The 21,600-nt window shown below is 34.6% G+C and carries 18 protein-coding genes; 5 read left to right on the top strand and 13 right to left on the bottom strand.

All coding sequences use genetic code 11. The annotated features are described in order from the left end of the window. Positions 1-286: 286 nt before the first annotated feature. The 5 genes from RTP52_RS01250 to RTP52_RS01230 form a co-directional block, all read right to left on the bottom strand. Positions 287-1,459, bottom strand: coding sequence for a CDP-glycerol glycerophosphotransferase family protein (locus RTP52_RS01250; protein ID WP_312368694.1), 1,173 nt, complete (start codon positions 1,457-1,459; stop codon positions 287-289). Between the two features lie 166 nt (positions 1,460-1,625). After that, the gene (gene tagD / locus RTP52_RS01245) at positions 1,626-2,012 is read right to left on the bottom strand and encodes a glycerol-3-phosphate cytidylyltransferase (protein WP_312103542.1); all 387 of its coding nucleotides are present in this window, start codon (positions 2,010-2,012) and stop codon (positions 1,626-1,628) included. A 136-nt stretch (positions 2,013-2,148) separates the two neighbouring features. Next, positions 2,149-3,123 carry a glycosyltransferase family 2 protein gene (locus RTP52_RS01240; RefSeq protein ID WP_312368693.1) on the bottom strand — a complete coding sequence of 325 codons (975 nt, stop codon included), beginning with the start codon at positions 3,121-3,123 and terminating at the stop codon, positions 2,149-2,151. 22 nt (positions 3,124-3,145) lie between these two features. Continuing rightward, positions 3,146-4,249 carry a polysaccharide pyruvyl transferase family protein gene (locus RTP52_RS01235; RefSeq protein ID WP_312368690.1) on the bottom strand — a complete coding sequence of 368 codons (1,104 nt, stop codon included), beginning with the start codon at positions 4,247-4,249 and terminating at the stop codon, positions 3,146-3,148. Next, positions 4,249-7,188 carry a bifunctional glycosyltransferase/CDP-glycerol:glycerophosphate glycerophosphotransferase gene (locus tag RTP52_RS01230; RefSeq protein WP_312368689.1) on the bottom strand — a complete coding sequence of 980 codons (2,940 nt, stop codon included), beginning with the start codon at positions 7,186-7,188 and terminating at the stop codon, positions 4,249-4,251. The genes RTP52_RS01235 and RTP52_RS01230 overlap by 1 nt, the downstream gene beginning before the upstream one ends. 538 nt (positions 7,189-7,726) lie before the next feature. Between RTP52_RS01230 and RTP52_RS01225 the strand changes: the two genes are divergently transcribed. The 3 genes from RTP52_RS01225 (at position 7,727) to RTP52_RS01215 (ending at position 12,562) form a co-directional block, all read left to right on the top strand. Continuing rightward, positions 7,727-9,655: a DNA gyrase/topoisomerase IV subunit B gene (locus tag RTP52_RS01225; protein WP_312368688.1), complete on the top strand. Its 1,929-nt coding sequence runs from the start codon at positions 7,727-7,729 to the stop codon at positions 9,653-9,655. A gap of 321 nt (positions 9,656-9,976) precedes the next feature. Next, entirely contained in the window at positions 9,977-12,223 is a 2,247-nt protein-coding gene (locus tag RTP52_RS01220) for a DNA gyrase/topoisomerase IV subunit A (RefSeq protein WP_312368687.1), read from the top strand. Positions 12,224-12,412: 189 nt separating this feature from the next. After that, positions 12,413-12,562 carry a hypothetical protein gene (locus tag RTP52_RS01215; RefSeq protein WP_312368685.1) on the top strand — a complete coding sequence of 50 codons (150 nt, stop codon included), beginning with the start codon at positions 12,413-12,415 and terminating at the stop codon, positions 12,560-12,562. Between the two features lie 87 nt (positions 12,563-12,649). Here RTP52_RS01215 and RTP52_RS01210 read toward each other — a convergent pair whose 3' ends face one another. Continuing rightward, positions 12,650-12,871 (bottom strand): hypothetical protein, encoded by a 222-nt coding sequence (locus RTP52_RS01210; protein WP_312103523.1) that lies wholly within the window; start codon positions 12,869-12,871, stop codon positions 12,650-12,652. A 492-nt stretch (positions 12,872-13,363) separates the two neighbouring features. Between RTP52_RS01210 and RTP52_RS01205 the strand changes: the two genes are divergently transcribed. Then, on the top strand, positions 13,364-13,558 hold the full coding sequence (locus RTP52_RS01205) for a DUF2264 domain-containing protein (RefSeq protein ID WP_312368683.1): 195 nt from the start codon (positions 13,364-13,366) through the stop codon (positions 13,556-13,558). Positions 13,559-13,787: 229 nt separating this feature from the next. On the opposite strand, the gene RTP52_RS01200 is transcribed toward RTP52_RS01205, so the two are convergent. The 6 genes from RTP52_RS01200 to RTP52_RS01175 all read right to left on the bottom strand — a co-directional run bounded on the left by RTP52_RS01200 (position 13,788) and on the right by RTP52_RS01175 (position 18,556). Then, on the bottom strand, positions 13,788-14,555 hold the full coding sequence (locus RTP52_RS01200; protein ID WP_312103515.1) for a sugar phosphate isomerase/epimerase family protein: 768 nt from the start codon (positions 14,553-14,555) through the stop codon (positions 13,788-13,790). Positions 14,556-14,676: 121 nt separating this feature from the next. Beyond that, the gene (locus tag RTP52_RS01195) at positions 14,677-14,907 is read right to left on the bottom strand and encodes a DUF5680 domain-containing protein (RefSeq protein WP_312368682.1); all 231 of its coding nucleotides are present in this window, start codon (positions 14,905-14,907) and stop codon (positions 14,677-14,679) included. A gap of 61 nt (positions 14,908-14,968) precedes the next feature. Next, positions 14,969-15,523 carry a GNAT family N-acetyltransferase gene (locus RTP52_RS01190; protein ID WP_312103511.1) on the bottom strand — a complete coding sequence of 185 codons (555 nt, stop codon included), beginning with the start codon at positions 15,521-15,523 and terminating at the stop codon, positions 14,969-14,971. Positions 15,524-15,576: 53 nt separating this feature from the next. Next, positions 15,577-16,008: a methylated-DNA--[protein]-cysteine S-methyltransferase gene (locus tag RTP52_RS01185; RefSeq protein WP_312368680.1), complete on the bottom strand. Its 432-nt coding sequence runs from the start codon at positions 16,006-16,008 to the stop codon at positions 15,577-15,579. A 425-nt stretch (positions 16,009-16,433) separates the two neighbouring features. Next, complete coding sequence (locus tag RTP52_RS01180; protein ID WP_312368679.1) at positions 16,434-18,149, bottom strand: methyl-accepting chemotaxis protein; 1,716 nt, start codon at positions 18,147-18,149, stop codon at positions 16,434-16,436. Next, the gene (locus tag RTP52_RS01175; RefSeq protein ID WP_312368678.1) at positions 18,095-18,556 is read right to left on the bottom strand and encodes a hypothetical protein; all 462 of its coding nucleotides are present in this window, start codon (positions 18,554-18,556) and stop codon (positions 18,095-18,097) included. Before RTP52_RS01175 ends, RTP52_RS01180 begins: the two co-directional genes overlap by 55 nt. Before the next feature lie 425 nt (positions 18,557-18,981). Between RTP52_RS01175 and RTP52_RS01170 the strand changes: the two genes are divergently transcribed. Then, on the top strand, positions 18,982-20,187 hold the full coding sequence (locus RTP52_RS01170) for an FKBP-type peptidyl-prolyl cis-trans isomerase (RefSeq protein ID WP_312106743.1): 1,206 nt from the start codon (positions 18,982-18,984) through the stop codon (positions 20,185-20,187). Positions 20,188-20,283: 96 nt separating this feature from the next. Here the strand turns inward: RTP52_RS01170 and RTP52_RS01165 are convergent, their stop codons facing one another. Then, positions 20,284-21,444 carry a hypothetical protein gene (locus RTP52_RS01165; RefSeq protein WP_312368676.1) on the bottom strand — a complete coding sequence of 387 codons (1,161 nt, stop codon included), beginning with the start codon at positions 21,442-21,444 and terminating at the stop codon, positions 20,284-20,286. Positions 21,445-21,600 lie beyond the last annotated feature (156 nt).

Below are 21,600 nucleotides of genomic sequence, written 5' to 3'. Positions count from 1 at the left end.
TCCATTTTATGGTAATCTATTTTATAATGTCACAATATTTCACAAAATACTCAGTATCATTATAAGTATCTTCTTAACCTATGTAAAATAGATTATATTGATATCTACCATTCATTTTACGAATCATTCTACAAGTGATAATACACTTCTGGAATTTTTTCTTATCATGCAGATAAAGCACTCTTCTCCATATTGAACGAACAGAAAGAAGGTACTGTTAACAACAGCCCCTTCTTTCTAAATAGGAAAAGCATTCTATATACTAATATCTAACATAGCACAGCTATTATTTCATTCCCTTTGCGGTTAGAAGTCTAACCGTACGTTTCGCTGCATTTCCATTCTCAAATGAATGATATTTATCACAGAACGATTTGTATTTATCGGTGTAGTCTTCTGGATAATAATTCTTTATCATAGAAACAAGTTCTCCCACGGAAGTAAACAACGGCCCAGGAGCTTCCTCCACAAAATCAAAATAAAAGCCTCGAAGTTTCTCCTCATATTCCTTTAAATCATATACATAAAAAAGCATTGGACGGTATAACAAACTATAATCAAACATAACGGAAGAATAATCTGTAATCAACATATCCGATACAAGATATAATTCTGAAATATCAATCTCTTGTTCCACTACCTTGTAAAATCCTCGGTATTGCCCCAACGAAAGCTTCTCTCTTACCATATAGTGATACTTTAGCAATATTACATACTCATCTTTTAATTGCTCGTATAAATAATCGTAATCAAGTGGAGCATTAAATTTATAGTTTGCTTTATCGTGGTATTCATTATCTCTCCATGTTGGCGCATAAAGAATTATCTTTTTATCTCTAGGTATATTTAGTTTCTTTTTTATCTGGTCAATGTCATAAGAATTGTTTTTTTGAAATAAGACATCATTTCTTGGATACCCATATTCTAATACTTCCCCTTGAAAGTCAAATGCTCTTTTGAAGGTTTCCGTGGAAAATGGATTCTGAGAAATAAGATAGTCCCATGTTGCAGAATTTTTCTTAAATTCTTCTTTATATTGATCTAAGGTTTCCTCACCAGCCATAGCTAATGACGTCATGTCTAAAGCTAACTTTTTTAATGGTGTACCATGCCATGTCTGTAGGTAGGTAACACCCTTACGTTTTTTTATGTAGTTCGGAAATCTTGTATCGCTCACCCAGATACCAGCTACAGCTAAGAAATAATAATATCGAAAACGAGAAAGCTTTACTTTCCATGCTATTCCAGGAATTGGTGTATTCGTATCTTCAAGGAAAAAAATGCAACGATACTCCTGATCGAGTCCTTCTCGTACCATTTCTTCATAAATACTTTTTGGATTTCCACCATAACTTCTTCCTAAGTTGCTCATAAAGCATATGGTTCTCTTTTGGAGTGGTAAAAATCTTAGGATTCTGTATATAGCCAATATCCCCTTTTTCATGATTTTTCGTAGCATTAACACTCCTATTCCTGCGCTTATTTAAGCGCACATTAAGTCTACTACTAATATAATTATCTTTTTTGTTCTAACCTTTTGATATTCTAACCTTGAATCATGTTAACTAAGCTACAATACCAGCAAAAGCTTCTTTGTAACTTACTTCTTCCTTAAACAAATTTTGCTACTTGTGCAAATCATTCTTAATCTTTGATGTTGAAATTCCTTCTGTTCTTGGTAGATATACGACTTCACAATAATCTTTTAAAAAGTCAAATTGTCCCTTCCAGTCATCTCCCATAACAAATACATCGACATTATTATCTACAACATCCTTGATTTTTTGTTCCCAATTATATTCTGGTATTACTTCATCTACATATTGAATTGCTTCCAGAATTGTTTTTCTATCTTCATAGCAATGATAAGCGGTTTTATGCTTTAATGCGTTAAACTCATCCGAAGATAATACTACAATGAGGTAATCTCCATATTCTTTCGCTCTTCTTAGCAAATTAATATGCCCAACATGCAATAAATCGTAAGTACCGTAGGTAATTACTTTCTTCATTTTATTTGCCCTTCCTTTCTAATCCCTAATCCTGTCGTTTATTATCAACTCTCGTTATTTCCTTGTTTGTTGCTTTTGATATAGTTTCTGACAACATATCATCTTGCTTTTGATTAGTCTCCGTCATCATATCATCTTACTTTTGATTAGTTTCGCATAATATATCATCTTGTTCTTCTTCTGTCTCTACAATGCTTGCGAGATAAATTGGGCGATTTTTTACTTCAATATAAGTTTTACCCATATACTGTCCTAAAATACCCATACAGAATAACTGGATTCCGCTTACCATCAAGATGATACAAGCTAAGGATGGCCAACCACTTGTTGGATCACCCCAGATTATTGTTTTTATAACAATATAAATAATAGCCAAAACGGAGAAACCACAAAAAGCAAGTCCTAATATCGAAGACATCGCAAGAGGTGCTGTTGAAAACCCTATGATTCCTTCCAGAGAGTATTTAAATAATTTCCAGAAAGACCACTTGGTTTGCCCTGCTGCCCTCTCGACATTCTCATAAGCGATCCATTTGGTATGAAAACCTATCCATCCAAAGATTCCTTTCGTAAAGCGATTCCTCTCACTCATGGATAAAACAGCCTTTACCATCTGTCTCGTCATAAGACGATAATCTACACAGCCTTCTACAATCTCAATTTTACTTAACTTACATAAAACGTTATAGAATTTTTTAGAGAAAAAAGAGCGGAGCTTTGGTTCTCCATCTCTTGTGACACGTTTTGCTGCTACACTATCGTATCCTTCCAATACAATTCCATGATACATCTCAATTAACATTTTAGGTGGATGCTGTAAATCAGCATCCAAAATAGCTACGAAATCACCGGTGGAATGTTCAAGGCCAGCGTACATTGCCGCTTCCTTCCCAAAATTACGCGAGAAGGAGACAAGCTTAACCCGCTTGTCTCTTTCTCTCAATTTTCGGATTTCCTGTAACGTACCATCGGTGGAACCATCATTAACAAACAATACCTCGAATTCCACTTCATTTTTCAAACATTCTGCGACTCTCATGATTTCCTCATAAAACATCGGAAGAACTTCCTCTTCATTAAAACAAGGTACAATTGCCGTTAACCGTTTCATAGCTACCTCCAAGAATCCATTACTAATTATTCTTTAGCGCGCGATTTAAGAAGTTAATAGAAGATTCTCTTAATTCACGTATTCTCTGTCTTAACGCGTCTACATCCTCAATCTTAAATTGATTCATGTCATGAAAATCTCCGATATGATACAACAGATGCGACTCTAACCCTACTGATTTAAGCAAATCGCTCGTTCTTGCTCCAGTACTCGTGTGGAGCATAGAGATAAATGGTTTTTCATATATTAAAGAGAATACCGTTGCATGAAAGGAATTTGTTAGCACATACTCTGCCTTCTCAATCTCACCTAAAAATTCAGCAGCCGTATCCTCGTAATAAGAACCAAGTTCATTTCGAAATACCCCAGGTAATTTTCTTTGAATGATTGGAAGACCGATTGCAACAGATAGACGATTTGCAAACTGAACAAGTTCCTTATTTGACTCCATCATATAAACCAAAATATAACGGCCCTTAAACTTACCAGGTTTTTTTAATTCCTCATAATCTTTTCTCTCAAGTAATAAGGTTGGATCAAGAACAACCTCTACTGGTTTTTCAGTCAGAGCTTCAATGGCTGGCTTTGCACTAGCTTCCCTAACCGAAATCGAAGTATAGCTTTCAAGACTCTGACGAAATTGTTCTCTATATTGAGGCAGAATATACTCTCTTCCTACACTGGCTGCATAAGAAATTTTCTTAGCCCCAGGTTTTGCAAAATCAAGAGTATAGGCAGGGTCAAACCCTCCTGTATGATCACTGTTCCACACCTGATCACTTCCAGTGATATATGCATCCAAAGATAAATTGGAATTTAATAGCTCTTCATATGTCTTATAATCACCAATCAGATGAAATTTTTCACGAATAAACTTTGAATAACGTTTGTTTTTATATATCTGTGTCTGAATACGGGTACGATATTCTTTCTTAAGCAAATATTTTAACTTCTTCTTTGTAGTATCTAGCTTAGGTGCAACATAAAGCTTATCAATAATTTCAGGATGATAATGAATTACACCCGGCTCTGTCCCAAGATTTTTCAATACTTTTTGAAGAGCCCAAGTTTGAAGGCTCGCACCATAATTATGTGCATTATGAAATGTTACAACTCCTACCTTCATTATCTATCAACCTCCTTTAATAACTCTGGTAATTCAAGCTTTGGCTCATCGTCAATAAGGTGTTTTACCTGATTTTGTTCAAATACTGCCTGATTTAACTTAAGAATCTGTTTGGTACCCGTAACATAATCATAACCGTCCAAACGATTCAGGAAGTAATCCATAAACTTACAATATTCTTTGTTCTGTGTATATTTCTTATATTCAAATGATTTCATATTGAATATCTTTACTCCATCAAAGGATTTGCACATATGGAACAAAATTTTATCCAAAGAAGATAGGTTAATTACAATATCAAAATTAATAGATCCAAAGTACTTTACTCTTTCACGCTCTGCTAACTGACGGATTAAACCTTCTGTTCTCTTAGAACTATAACCAAATTTAAAGGACTTAACACAAGCCAAACGGTCTTTGATCGTATAGTTTACATCAAACATTAACGGAATATAGTTAATTTCATCCCTTAACTTAGAAAGTACGGAAGTAGCCTTACGAATCGTGGAGGCTTTTGCACAAAGGAAGATATCATAACGGTCGGTATCTAATTCGTTAATACGCTCCATTAATTGCTCTGAGGTTGCATTATTTCTAAGACCACTGATAAGAATTAATACCTTTTTCTTATTCTCTCTCTCTATAGGTTCTAACGAGAAGTTTGGCTCTTTCTTAAGGAATAATGTCTCACATACTTCTTCCGCAGTATCCGCAGAGTCTAAACTACAGAACTCTTCATGGAACTTCGGATATGTGGAATTTTTCTTAATTTCTTTCACCAACTGTTCTACGGTATCCGCAATTGGGAATTCCAATTCATTTAAGTCCAAATACATGCCTCGGTCGTTTAGATACTCCTCACGATCATAAGTAAATAAAATAATTTTCTTTTTCGATACGGCATAGTCAAACATAATACTGGAGTAGTCTGTTATTAATAAATCCGTAGCATTTAAGAAGTCATAAGTTTCATATTCTTCTGGGAATGACACAATGTGTGTAAAGTCGTCATAATTAACTTCCGATTTTACAAATGGATGTAGTTTAACATAAAGTATCTGGTCATCACGAAGTAACATATCCAGTTCATAAAAATAATTCATTAATTCAGAGACTTGCTTTTTATTTTCCTTTTTATTTAATAAACCACGCCATGTTGGCATATAAGCCATGACCTGCATGTCCTGGACACCAAGCTCGCTACGAATTGCTTCATATCGCTCTGTATTAAAGAAAGCGGAGTTTCTTGGATAACCAGATAACATAACTTTTCCCTGAAATAAAGGCGCAAGCATATAATCCTCCACGAAAATATCTCTGGAGAATTTATTTTGGTATAAAAGATAATCTGCCAAATAAAAGTTACGCTGAACATTACCAAGCGCATACTCTCTCTTTGGTACAATACGTCCCATCGCCTTTAATGGAGTTCCATGCCAAGTGTTTAAGTATACCTGCTCAGGACGTTTGATATAATAAGGTGGAAAACTAGTATCTGTTATTAGATATTTTGCAGTTGCAAGAACTTTTAGATACTCCTTGCTATCTGTGGTAATGATATCTACATAATCAATCCCGTAGCGTGTAAGCAATGCACTGTATGAGCTGATATTTCCTTCCTTTAGGGTAACCATAATATGAAAATCACGATACTTATCATCCCCCATAGCCTGTAACATCATAAAGATATTACCTGCAATATCATCACCATGTTTGGATTCAAATAGCACATCATTATCATTCACAGCAAGTTTTTCATAGAACATGGTATACTTAACATCGTTTGGAAGATGAAGTAATTTGATTCCTGGGATACGGTTATAGATAAAACGAAACTTATTCTTTGATTTCGAGAACTTCTTCCATTTTTTCTTTATTTTCCCTTGTATCTTCTTCTTTTTACGCAAAATACTCGTAACAAACACTGGGGTATACTCACATAATGTTGCGGATCGAATCATCTTTCCTCTGCTCGTATACTTTCTCATCTTTTTTCTTGATGCTCCAGATGCAGTATATAGTAAATATCGATTCTCTCTCCATTTTGGAAAATATTCATGAAAGAAGTCCACACAGTTATCAATCATTTCCTTCTTTATGTCCAATTTCCCTTTTGTCGCAGTATCAAAAATAGCATCATAACGAACTAAAAGATGTCTTGTACAGATGTACTCGACTTCTTCTTTAAATTCTTCATAATTGCCCTGCTCCTTCATCTGCTTCAAAAAAAGTCTTAACGAAGTGACAATATCTAAGGTTCCTTCACTAAAATTACTTAGAAAACTTCCTTCACTAGCTCTACGATAGTTATAAAGTCTGTCTTCGATGACTCCGATACTCTTTGCCTTTGTCATTAAGCAGTACATAATCGCAAGATCTTCAAAACGTAACTTTTCAGGAAAACGAATGGTCTCAAATAAATTTCTTCGATAAAGCTTGTCCCATGGGAATGGAGAAATATGTGTCAATTCAAATTTTGTTTCATGAATATTAAAATTTCTACCAATCACGATTTCGAATGCTTTTCCCTGTTTGACAGTTAGCATCTCACTATCTGCATTTTCATAGACATCGTTATAACGGCAGATAACAACATCATTATCATCTCTCGCTGCCTTTTCATATAATTTCTCACAGATTTCTGGTTCAACGAAATCATCACTATCAACAAACAAAAGATATTCCCCGGATGCACGTTCAATACCATAATTTCTTGCATGGCTAACACCACGATTCTCTGTGGTATACACATGTATCCATTCTGGATACTGTGCTTCATATTCCTTTAATATACTTAAACTATCATCCGTACTTCCGTCATTCACCACGATAAGTTCAATTTCCTTCATGGTCTGAGAGGCGATACTGTCCAGACAGCCCCGCAAATAGCGACTTACGTTATAAACCGGCATAATTATACTAACCTTACATTGTGCCAATTGAACTTCCTCCTCATTACAATCCTATTCTAAGTTATCGGATACGAATTTCCGCAGGAAATCCGTATTTCCTCCATACATCCCTATGATACTACAAAAGTTTTACATTAAATTCATTATATAACCTTTGTAAACCTTATTCAATAGGAAATCTAGGCGTTTTTACTTACATTTAAGCACTCTTCCTAAATTTCGATTGGGTTCCTTCTTCTATTATTTACATACTTTTTCCATTTTAACGAAAAAATTATGCTTCTTACGTTTATCATCACTTTTTATCCTGTTTTGCTATAAAAGCACTTTAGTTATCGTAACATAGAATTTTTAAAATATATCTGGTAAATTTAGGTTATGATAAAATCTTAGTAACACACAAACTATACTTACTTTGCTTGATAAGAACAGATGTTTTATGCTATAATACTTTGATAAAGATGTGATTACACATCTATTTTTTCGTTATTACACCCCTTGTCCGCATTAACGGATTTGATATATTTAAAAGTAATAGGAATATTGAAATAGAAAGGAATTTACTATGGAGCAATACAATGGCAGTCAAATTGTAGTACTGGAAGGCTTAGAAGCCGTTAGGAAACGACCTGGTATGTACATCGGTAGCACCGGTACAAGAGGTCTACACCACCTTATATGGGAGATTCTTGATAATGGTATTGACGAGCATTTAGCGGGTTTTTGTAACCAGATTGAGATTACTTTACTAAAAGATGGCGGAATCTCCATCGCTGATCATGGTCGAGGAGTACCTGTCGACATTCATCCAACAAAAAAAATACCTACTGCACGAGTTGTCTATACGATACTCCATGCTGGCGGTAAGTTTGGTAGTTCCGTGTATAAAGTATCTGGAGGTCTTCACGGCGTAGGTGCTTCCGTTGTAAATGCACTTTCAGCTCGTATGATCGTTGAAATTAGACGAGACGGGAAAATATATCGTGATGAATATGAACATGGTGGACATCCATGTGTAGAACTTGAGAGCGGAATGTTACCTGTATTTGGAAAGTGCAACAAATCCGATACCGGCACAAAAGTAACCTTCTATCCTGATCCAACTATTTTTGAAACAGTTGAATTTAAAGCAGAAACCATTACAAAAAAGCTAAAAGAAGTAGCATTTTTAAATAAGAACCTATCTATTGTATTCTACGATCAGAATACCGGGTTTAAGAAAACCTATTGTGAAGAGTTCGGTATTAAAAGTTTTGTTTCTTACATTAACAGGGAGGCTTCCGTAATTCACGAAGAACCTATCTATATTGAAGGAAAGAGTGGAGACATCGAAGTTGAAGTTGCGCTTCAGTATACGAATAGTTTTTCAGAGCAAATTAATGCTTATTGTAACCGTATCAATGTTGTCGATGGCGGAACCCTAGTAACCGGCTTTAAGACCGCCTTAACACGTGTCATGAATCAATATGCGAGAGAACTTGGCGTACTGAAAGAAAAGGACGAAAATTTTGATGGCAAGGACATTCGTAATGGACTTGTAACCATCATATCAATAAAGCATCCTGATCCTCAATTTGAGGGACAGACCAAAACAAAGCTTGGTAATACCGATGCAAAAGGTGCAGTCGAGGATGTTTTTTCAGGGGAAGTAACCAGATATTTCGATAAAAACGTGGAGATCTTAAAGGCTATTTTAGAAAACTCCATGCGCTCCTACACGGCCAGAAAGGCCAGTGACAAAGCACGTAGCGCTGTGCTAAAGCAACTAAATGATATTGATACCAAGAGTAAGCTTGCTTCGTGCTCCTCTAAAAAACCAGAGGAATGTGAAGTATATATCGTAGAGGGTGATTCCGCGGGAGGTACCGTAAAGACAGCAAGAAATCGTCGTACGCAAGCAGTTCTTCCGCTGCGTGGTAAAATCATTAATGTTGAAAAAGCTACGTTAGAAAAGATCTTAGTAAATAATGAAATTAAGTCCATGATTGCTTCCTTTGGTTGTGGAATTGGTGATGATTTTGATATTTCAAAATTACGTTATGATAAAATTATTATCCTAACCGATGCCGATGTCGACGGAGCACATATTAGTACCCTACTCCTCACCTTTTTCTATCGATTTATGCCTAAACTTATTATGGAGGGGAAAATTTATCGCGGTCTTCCACCACTATACCGTGTAGAATATGAGACTTCGGAAGGAAAGAAGAAAAAGAAGTTCGAATATATCTACAATGATTTTGAATTGGACAAGTTTCGAAAAACAACCAAGCATAAAATAATTCATATCCAGCGTTACAAAGGACTTGGTGAAATGGATGCAGAGCAGTTGTGGGAAACTACCTTAAATCCAGAAACAAGAGTATTGGCACAGGTATCCATTACAGATACTGTCGATGCAGACGAAACTACAACATTGCTAATGAGTAATAATGTACCTCCACGTCGTGCATTTATCATGAACGAAGCTAAATATGCAAAACTTGATATTTAAGTAGAATACCACTTCATTAAAATAACGTTAGGAACACTACTAATATCTAGCTTTTGCACTTATTACTTTGGCATACCTTTTCTTGCAAGCCCATGAGTGGTTTGATTACGCCTTGAAGGAAAAGGATGCAATGGTTGTTAGGTTTAAAAATAGAATAGCTTTTAAACTCTTGATTAGTCCGTGTGCTAAGCCACACGATTGAGAGTTATCTTAATTAATATGTGTGCAAAAGCACGCGAGTTGTAATTAGGTTGAAAAATAGAAAATGATTTATCAGCCTCCAAATTTTATGCGTGCTAGAGCATGCGGATTGGAGTTAAAATGAAAAAAGAAACGGAAAATATAATACAGTTGGATTTTTCTGAAGAAATGAAAACCTCATTTCGTAACTATGCGATGAGTGTTATCATGGCTAGAGCCATACCTGATGTACGTGATGGTTTAAAACCTGTTCAACGTAGAATCCTTTATTCCATGATAGAGCTTGGACTTGATCCAAAGAAGCCACACAGAAAAAGTGCTCGTATTGTCGGAGATACGATGGGTAAATATCACCCTCATGGTGACACCTCTATCTATGATGCACTCGTTCATATGACAGAGCCTTATTCGATGCAAATCCCTCTTGTCGATGGCCATGGTAACTTTGGTTCCATTGACGGTGACGGTGCAGCGGCAATGCGTTACACGGAAGCACGTTTATCCGATGGTGCGATGACTTTACTTGACCACCTTGAAAAGGGGCTCGTCGAATTTGTACCAAACTTTGATGAAAGTGAGAAAGAACCATCTGTCTTACCAGCGATGCTTCCAAATTTATTAATTAACGGAACTACTGGTATCGCAGTTGGTATGGCAACCAATATTCCACCTCATAATCCAAGCGAAGTTATTGACGGTGTCATAGCCTATATTGACAATCCCGATATTACTACCGAAGGGTTGATGAAATATATTCCAGGTCCAGATTTCCCGACCGGTGGAACAATTATTAATAGCGAAGATATTAAGAACATATATGAAACCGGAGAAGGTCGTCTAAAGGTTCGTGCAAAGACTGAAATCGAGGCTTCTGACAATGGTAGAAAAAACATTGTAATTACAGAAATTCCATATACCGTAGCGGGGAATAAGACCAAATTAGTCGAAAACCTTGTGGATTTGATGAAAGATAAAGTCTTTGATGAGATTTTTGACATTCGAGACGAGTCCTCAAAAGAAGGTATTCGTGTTGTAATTGAAGTAAAAAAAGACCGTGATATCGATAACCTATTAAACGGTCTTTACAAAAAAACCTCGATGGAAGATACGTATGGAGTAAACCTTCTAGCAGTAAAAGAGCAACAGCCAATAGTATTCCAGCTAAAAAATATGGTTGGTGAGTTTGTTTCTTTTCAAGAAGAACTCTATACGAAAGAATACGAACACCTATTAGATAAAGCAAATAAGCGATTGGAAATCGTTGATGGTTTAATTAGGGCAACAGATGTTATTGATTTAATTATCGAAATCCTACGTGGCTCCTCTTCCATTAAACAGGCAAAGGATTGTTTGATTCATGGAAATACCGAAGAAATTAATTTTAAAACAGAAGCTTCTAGAAAAAAAGCGGCAAAACTCGATTTTACAGAACGACAAGCGGATGCGATTCTTGCAATGCCTTTAAGTAAATTGATCGGTCTTGAGATACTTAGACTACATGAAGAGAATCAAAGTTTGTTGGATAACATCGAACAATATCAGAGTATTTTAGGAAACAAAAAAGAGCTCTTTAAAGTCATCAAAAGTAACTTAAAAGAATACAAAAAGCAATTTAACGTTCCAAGACATACCGTTCTTGCCAATATGGCAATTGCAGAATACGTAGAAGAAATCAAAGTAGAGGATATTTATATCTTAATTGACAAATTCGGCTATACAAAATCCGTCGATAATACCAGTTTTTCTCGTGTTTCCGAGGACAGTTTAAAGGACTTTATTCATATCATTAAAATGAAAAATACCGACCGATTATGTCTTTTTACAGCAGAAGGTAACATGTATCAAGTAAAGGCGGAAAAAATACCGAAATGTAAAATAAAAGATAAAGGTACCTTAATTCATAATTTATGTAAGGTAGATAAAGAAGAAATCCTGCTCTACATTGCATTCGAAGATTTATTTGAATCACAATTACTTTTCACAACGAAAAATGGTTTTATAAAATTAGTATCCGGTATTGAATTTGAAACCAATCGTGCAATGATATCTGCAACAAAACTAGAAGAAAACGATCATGTGGTATCCGTTTTCTGCTTAAGTGCCCATACAATATCAAACCCAGATTCCAAAGTAATTCTGTTAACAGAAGACAGTCTATCTCTAGGTTTCCCATTAACTGAAGTATCTGAGTTAAAGAAAACCAGTAAGGGAGTGAAAGGAATTACTCTGGAGAAGAAGGATAAAGTTGCTTATGTTACTGTTGCCCTTCCTGAGACTGAATTCTTTGAGTTCCAAGGAAAAGAGCTCTCTGCCAAGAAAGTGCGTAATAGAAAGCGCGGAGCTAAGGGGCAAAAGGCTAATTTATAATATTGGTTTATAATATCTGTTTGTATATCAGTTTTGTATATCAGTTTTGTATATCAATTTGTAACATCAGTTTGTAACATCAGTTTGTAATATTAAAACGCATTGTAATCCTTAAGAATGCTGTTATAGAATAAATCTTTCAAAATTGGAGAATAATTCTAAGGTAAATCTTAACATAGGAGGATTCTCATGAAAGATTTTGAAGCTTATCAAATGGCTAGTATCACAGAGGATTGCAGAAAAAAAATTACTGATCTTGAAAATGAAATAAAAAATATGTTTGGCAGTGATGTTGTCTTAGTGGCATATGAGGAAAAAGGATCACAAGTAATAAGTTAAAAAAAAGACCTTTCTAATCCCAGTTTTATATAAAGCTCGGATTTGAGAGGTCTTTTTATCTTACCTAAAGATTCTTTTGCGTGTTAGCTAATCGCCTTTACTACATAGGTGATTGCTTCTATCCTCATAAAAAATATTGTTATCTGGTGCACATTTATTATTTGCACCGTAGCTAGAACCCTGTTTTGTCATCATTCCAGGCTCCTGTTCTACATGATTCGTGATATTCGCTGGTGCTTTTCTTAAGTTAGGGTGTGTACTCATAAGCTCTTCCACCTTGGGATCTAACTTCTCTAAACGATTCGACACAAAGAATCCCTCCTTTCAACAAAAACAGAAAACTACCTTTTTGTTAAGAATGACCATTCACCTAACTATCAATTTAAATATATAATTGGATGAATAGAATGCTTCATAAAAGCGATTCTAAAATTAGTATTCGAAAATACAAGAAAATCATGCACATAGCTTGATAAAGTAATGTTACCAAAAAATCCATACAATCTTAATAAGGTGTACTATAACAAGAAATCTTTACGAGTTAAATAAAGTGTTCTACTCAAGAAGTGCATACAATCATAATAAATTACGTTTATCAATCATAATATTTTAAATATATAACTTTTTTAAGTGCGTTAAACGTATTAACGCCCAAAACGTACTTACTACACAGTTGAATTATTTTTATGCTCACTTTGATATTCCGACGGCGTTACGCCGTACTTACTGGTAAAAGAAAAAATAACAGAGGGTGAGCAAACTAATTATGAATGTAAAGATTTTTTACACAAAATGTTGCTTATGGCAAATCCGGTATTAGACAACATCGGTATATGTAAATCACAACCTGAGTATGGCGAAGGCTATATTTGTTCTGGTAGCCTATACCTAGCGTCGACAGCTTTTCAACCTCTTGGCATTCCATCGGATGATGAGTTTTGGGTACGCCCAGCTAAGATGTGGACACAGTATAAGGTTTGGAATTCGACAATTTGATCTAATGAAACAATTACCGAAACAAGAAAAGCTTACTTAATGTAATTTTCCTTGTAAAGAATAAATATCCTTGAAAACAGTTATGTGGTGAACATTCCACCTTTACTGTTTCTAGGATTTTTTATTCTGGCTCTGTTAGACTAAATTGCTGATATGGTAAAAATAAATGGATTATTTTATAATAGCTCAAAACATTAAAATTGTGCTTTAAATACAGAGTAAATCATATTTAAACTTTTGCTTTTAAGAAATTATTTTCTATAAGCCAAATTATTGAACTTTCCATATCATTTATATTTGATTCTATTCCCCAAATTGAGTTTGGAGCATATTCCTCTAAAGCGTTGCAGATTTCTAAAAAATCAATTGTACCTTTTTCAAACCCTAAGTGCTCATCTTGTTGTCCATAATTGTTGTGTAAATGGACAAATCCTATTTGTTTATTAAGTTTTTTAACCCAATCTAAAACGGATGTTTTTGAATTGCAATGAGCATGACCTATATCAAGGCATATATTCAAACGACTATCATTTACTGTTGATGCTACTTCAGAAATCAAGTCAGGAGTATGTTCAAGCTGATTCTCTATATAAAAAACTGTTTCAGCATCTTTATCTCTTAAAAAGTCATCCCAGAATATTTTACTTCTTTTAACCCAATTAGGGGGATAACTTGTTCCAGGTACATAACCATGGTGAAAAACTATGTTTTTACAACCTAATTTACGAGATATTTCATATGAATATTCAAATCTGTTTTTTGTCGCCTCTCTTATAAGACTGTCTTTACTTCCAAAGCACAAATCGGTAAAAGAACCATGGATTGAGCAGACTTTTATATTTTTGTACGTTTCTAATTGTTTTTCTATTTCATTTGGATAAGTATTAAGATATTCAGGATCATGGAATGCATCAATATCTACATTAAGATTATATTTTTCACATAAATTAGCAACTCTTAAATATTCACCATTGTCACATAATACTATTTCTTTCATTACAATTACCTCCTGTGAGAAAATGATTTGCCTTTCATAAAAGCATTTTTATTAAGTTTTTCAATTTTAATGTATGTAATATCGCTAATGTCGCCTTCGTTCATGCAACGAATTTTAGCTACTAGCGAATCTTTCCACCATGATAAATACATTCAAAGACTAATATATCCTCGCAATAGATTTCTTCTTTTCCATGGAACCAAGATAATTCACCGCTAACTTTATTGTGGTAACCATATCTATCCTTACGATAAATATTAGGTCCTCGAAAAGGTGTTGCTTCTGTGACATGTAACAAAGCCTCTTTTAAAAAGTCACCGCTAAATAAATCACTATATCCTAACCGTTGCATAATTGACAACCAAAGTTTGCTTAATTCATGGAATGATTCGGTATACTAACTTATCCTTGGCTTATTCAATAGATAATTTAGTAATTGGAATGAACTCCTTTGGTTTTTCCGGATGTTCTTCTAAGATTTTTTCCATCCAAATCATATCATACCAACGATCTAGCTTATAACCACACTTTGTAAAATGTGCCACCGTTTTATATCCAAGATGCTCATGGAAAGCAATGCTACCTGGATTTGGATATGCTATACAAGCATTCATATTTATAATATTCTGCCTTTTTACAATCTCTTCTAACTTTAAATATAACTTTTTACCGACACCACTGCCTCTTTGATTTTGATTTATATAAATTGTTGTTTCTACCGCCCAATCATATGCAGCTCGATCCTTAAAAGATGACACATAGGCATATCCTAGTATCTCTCCCTCTTTTTCTGCTACCAAATATGGATAACGAGTCAAGATTTTCGCTATTCTTGATTCAAATTCCTGGATTGTTGGAACGGTATATTCAAATGTTATCGCTGTTTCTTTTACATAAGGTGCATAAATTTCTAGAAGCTTTGGAGCATCTAAAATCGTTGCCATGCGGATTACTAACTCTTCTGTCATTGGTGTCTTCCTTTCTGCACTTCTAGGATTTGCTCCTTTTAGTTAACATATTGTTACTTTTCTTGATTTTCTAGCTTTAATAACATCTCTTTCACAGGGATACCCGCTCCAAAACCAACTAATGCACCGCTAGAGCCTATCACACGATGGCAAGGTACAATAATTAGAATTGGGTTGTTATGATTCGCACCACCTACCGCACGTGCACCTTTTGGTACACCAACCTGCTTTGCAATCTCACCGTAACTTCTGGTCTCTCCATAAGGTATTTTCCTTAGTTCTTCCCAAACTTTCATTTGAAAGCTAGTACCCTCGAATCGGATTGGCACATCAAAAGTGGTTCTCTTCCCTTCAAAATACTCCAGTATTTGCAGATAGGTTCTTTTTATCAGTTCGGTTTCCTTTCTCTGTTCAGTTTCCTTTCTCTGTTCTGATTTATTTCCATCAAAGCCTGATACACCAACAATAACATTATCTTCTTCCACTATACGTAATTACCCTATTATTGTATTATAGTAAAATACATTTCTCATATAATCCCCCCAATTCCTAAAATAACGAATCCCATATAGCATTTTATTTATCATTTACTTACAATCCTTGTCTCCTCTATTATAGAATAATTCCTATTTAATTCGCAACAAAAACCTAAGCGCAAAGTGGGGTTACCACTCTAGGTCTCTCTGTTTTCTTCTTAAACCAAAGACACTTTGTCCGGGTGAAGGCACTTAGCCTTTGAACCCATAGGGTGAATGGACAACCCGCGGAGAGAATCAACAAAAAAGGCAGGAAAACGTAATTTCTATGATAATTCATAGTAATCCGTTTATTCCTGCCTTTGATGTGCGTAATAAAACTTACTACCACATCTCATTAATAAATATTCTTAATTCATTTTACTTCAAATACTTTACAAGTCATTTCGAAGCTTAAACTTACCAACCAAGTCTGCCAATGTTTGTGCTTGTGCTGAGAGTTCCTCGCTTGTTGCGGAGCTTTCTTCTGCTGTAGCAGAATTATTCTGAACAACAACAGATATCTGTTCTACGACAGAAGTTATCTCTTTCATAGCTTGGGCTTGTGAAATAGATGCGTCCTTGGTACTTTCTGTTAATGAAATTGCCTCTATAACCCCAACTTCTACCTGTTGTAATGATTCATGGGTCTGACTAGTGATTGCATTTCCATTTTCTATCTCACTGAGAGCTGCTTCTATTAATTCTCTTGTTGATTGAACTGCTAGCGCACTTTGATTTGCTAACTTTCGAATCTCCTCTGCTACTACCGTAAATCCTCTACCAGCTTCCCCTGCTCTTGCTGCTTCGATTGCTGCATTTAAAGATAATAGATTTGTTTGCTCTGCAATTCCTTCAATCGTAGCAATAATCTCAGCAATCTGACCAGAGCTTTGGCTTATTTTCTCCATTGCGAGTGTCAACTCATTCATCTTGACTCCGCTTTCCTGTGCTGTTTCGCCAATTCTCTGCATCTTCTTACTAGCCTCTAGTGCATTATTTGTATTCTCTTCAATATCATTTTCCAAACTTGTTATTGTAGCAACCAATTCTTCTACGGAACTTGCTTGGTCTGTACATCCTTCGGCTAAAGAACTAGAACCATCCGCCATTGCACCAGAAGCTGATGCCACTTGATCGGCTGCCTCGTTAATTTCATGTAATGTATTACTTAATTGGCGACTAATATGACCCACTGATTTTAGGATTGGTTGAAATCCACCTACATAATTCTCTTTACAAGAGGATTCAATTACAAAATTCCCTTTTGCCATTTCATTAAGCAAATAATTGATATCATCAATAATTAGGTTTAGTGTATTTGCTGTCATTGTAAATGATTTAGCAAGCTTTCCAATCTCATCATCATCCTTAGACTCTACTATAATATCAAATTCACCTTGTGCTATTTTTTCAGCAGCATCAACAATACCTTGAATCGGTGCCAGTCTCTTTTTCATCGATCTTGATACCAATAAAGTAATGACAAGAAGCCCTGCTAAAGTAAATACAGTCAGTATAATTACAGTCCCTATAACACTCTTATACATATCCATTATACTTATCGATGTCTGTGCCCACCAACATTCACTTCCTGCTTGGATTGGATACAAAAATCGAATTTCGCTTCCGCCATTTTTTTGTTTTGTTTGTATCGTAAATGCTTCTTCACCTTCAAATTTTTGTAACATCTTATTATGGTCTTTTTCACTTGCCAAGTAATTTGCTAAATCATCCCCGGTATTTACTTGAGACTCACTATCGTAAATTATTAAGCCATGCGGATTATAGATGGTAGTATACATGCTACTAAAATTATCATTTTGAATTTTTAACTGTTCAAAATTAGTAATATCAATATCAACTACGATAACCCCTTTAAAATCACCCTCTATTACAATTGGATAGGTTGCAGATATAAAAGTAACTCCATTATAATCCTGGGGATCGGTAAAAACAGGTTTTAAGTTGGTATGTGCTTCGGTAAAATAAGGTTGAATAGAGTATTTCTCATAATCACCATATGTCCCTGGTTTTGCTTCCAGATATCCTTGTTTTATGTAAAGACTATAACTTTTAATTTTAGAATCAAATTCATATGGTTCAAACATAACTCCAACACCAGTAATGGTCGGATAATTAATGATTGAACTTTTTGAAATTTCTCTGTCTCATAATCCATCTTTGACAACTTATTATCATATACCTGCCCCTGATAAAGTGGCAACTTATCAATATCCGATAATGCTAAACTTTTAATATACTGTTTTTCCACATAGGTTAAAATAATGTCTGCAACGCTGCTTGCATCATCAAATATCCCTTGAACTTTTAATGCATTTTTTTCTGATAATACAGAAACTTCACCTCGTACCGATTTTTCAATCGACAGACCAGAAATCAATGAGGATACCACGATAAACAAAATAAACACGACTGCCAAAAGGTTAGCAATCAGAAAAGATATCTTTTTTGCCAAGCTCATGTGACTTAATTTCTCCAGCATCTTTCGTTTCATATAAAATCCTTTCTCTAATTGATTTAATATAACTTTTAATATAACACAAAATAACAAATATTTCATTAATATTTTACCATAATTTTAATAATTTAAGATATTTTTACATATATTGGGTGTCCATGTCATAAATTAATTTTATTTTTATAATTTTTGTTACTTTTTGTATTTTATATCCAAAATATTTTTTCATAAATCATATTTTTAAAGTATGTGAGTGTCAAACTAAATACCAGATTTACCCGAAGAAATTACATATTTTCTATATTTCGAGACAATCTTATAAAATTTGTTATAAAAAATTCACACATCATACATAAATATTTGGTATAATTACAAGTACAAGTATTTCATACCTTGTCCCGATTCTAAAAAAACCATAAGGGGAGTCGCGCGTATGAAGGGAAGCATAAAGGGAGGATAACATGGAAAAAGAAAAAGAACCCGTAATGAGTATGAGCAAGGAACGAAAAATAGCTCGAAAAAAAGAAATTGAACAAATGAAGCGAAATGCTATAATTTCAAAGATTGTATCAATCTGCGTTGTCGCTGTGTTGTGTGTTGGTCTAGTATCCTATATTGGATATAGTATTCATCGCAAAGCAACGAGAGTTACACCTAACAGCAATTTCAGTGCACAATTAAATGACAAAGGGTTTATCGATGGGGTGGATGCATCCTCTTTACTTACTCTAGTGGATTATAAAACAATCAAAGCTCCATTATCTGAAATAGAATACAGTGATGAATCTGTTGCGAAAGATATTGAGAAAGCAGTAGAAGCGAAAAAGACATTAAATAAAGAAACAGATGCTGCTATTGCAAATGGTAACATTGTTAACATAGACTATGTTGGTACTGTTGACGGCAAAGAATTTGAAGGTGGCAATACAAACGAAGAAGGAACTGATTTAAAAATCGGATCTAAAACTTATGTTGAGGGTTTTGAAGAACAGTTAATCGGCCATAAGATTGGTGATGAGGTAACTGTAAAAGTAACCTTCCCAAGTGATTATAAAAATGAAGAATTAGCTGGGAAAGATGCAGAGTTTAAGGTTAAAATTAATGGAATTTATGATGTTCCTGAATTTACAGATGCCTTTGTAAAAGAAAATTTATCTGAGCAAGCATCGAATGTTGAAGATTACAAGAAATACTTAAAAGATACAAATTATGCTACTAACTTAACTAATTATATCGTGAAGTATTTAGCAGATAACACTACTGTTACAAGTTATCCAGAAAAGTATGTGAAACAATCTAAGAGCCTTCTGAAATTTAGTGAACAAAGCTACTATAACTCTATGAATCAATATTATATTGAAAATTTAGGTACACCAGCTTATAAAAGCTTTGAAGAATATACTGGCGTGTCTGAAAAGGAATACGATAAGTCCTTAATAGAGCCAGCAGAAAAACAAGTAAAAGCTGCTTTAATCTATCAGGCTATCCTTGAAAAAGAAGGTGTAACCGTAACAGAAGACGATTATATTGCTTACTTAGAAACTCAAGGTCAAACAAAAGAAGACTTTGATAATCAGGTAGAAATCTATGGTAAGAATTATAAACTTCAGGAAATGGTGAAGATAAAAGCCCTTGATATAGTAAAAGGGATGATTACCGTAGAATAATAAAAAAGGAGTGCCGCTCCATAGCTATGAATTAGCTATAATGTGGCACTCCTATTTATATTCCTTGCAAGTATTAGTTCATGAGTTTCATAATCACTACTCCTTGTATTCCGTATCACTAGTTTCTTTCTCCTGAAATGTTAATATGTAATCAACTTCAGCTTCCTGCTTGCAAGCAGAGAATTCCATTGCACGATAAAACATCCTTTGATATTGTGCAAGCACACATGCATTATTCTTTGAGTATCTTTCATAAGTAATTAATGTACGAAGTACGGGTGTACACATTTTATTCATCCTTAGTTTTTCTGCCACGTTCTCATAAAAGGTTTTTATGCAATCCGGGTCAGCCTGACAAATTATTAGTAGATATAGCCGTTCACTATCAATTCTAATCTTTTTACTTCGTAGCATATTGTGATAGGATTCTTCCATTCTCGCTAACAACTCTTCTGCTTTATCAATTTCTCTTTCCTTTAGATACTTACTATACAATATCCATTCTAGATAATAATTTAGTGGCTCAGACCATACCGCAGTTTCACTAAGTTTCAGATAATCCTCGCTGATGTCTTCTAATTTTCTTCCCTCAGAAAGCCATGCATTACATTCCAATTGCTTAAAAAAAGCTTCCTTCGCTGTGTTATCTCTTCTTATAGCTAATATATTTGCACCATCATTATTTGATCCTGGTAGTTGAAATGGAACTAAATTAAGAATAGTTACAATCATCCCATAACTAAAGAAAACAAATAATATATTTTGAAGAAGTGGTGATGAAGTTCGTTTAAAAAGTAAAACAGCAAATATTGACGCAAGAAGGGTCGCTATTCCTCCACCTGCATGATATAAAAAAGACGGAGAATCCAAAGTCCAATTAGGAGGGGGATTCATCAAACATTGTCCACTTGTACCTGGTATCTTCCGTTTCTCAATCTTATATTTATTATCTTCTTTAACAATGCAATAAGAAAAAACACGAAACGATTGAAAACGATAAGAGGTTATGATTCCTCCAACGAAATGTCCTGCTTCGTGTATCACAATTAATAAAATTCTATCCAACCATATAAAAAGAATCGCGATGAACCAAAACTTCGAATTCACTTCCGAACGCAAAGTCCTATTTGCAATTAATCCAACGGCAATCCCTAATATTGTGCATGTAAGAAAATAAAGTATACTGTTTTTTAACTGTTTCTTATCCTTTGTATTACGACGTATAAATAACTCTTCTACGTACTCTTTCGTCCACAAAGGAATTTCTTTGATGGAGTACACCCCCTTTTTTTGGCGAATGAATCATTGAAAAATCTTTTCAGCAAATCAAAGACCGTAGATAAATTGTAATTCTCATCCTATATATATACCTTTTCACTAACTAGTATGCTCTTTTTGCCACGTTCCTCACAT

Origin of the sequence: Lachnoclostridium sp. (genome assembly GCF_031997925.1) — a bacterium.
Classification (GTDB): domain Bacteria; phylum Bacillota; class Clostridia; order Lachnospirales; family Lachnospiraceae; genus Lachnoclostridium.
Note: the sequence above shows the minus strand (reverse complement) of the source record. Positions and strands in the feature narration are given on the sequence as shown.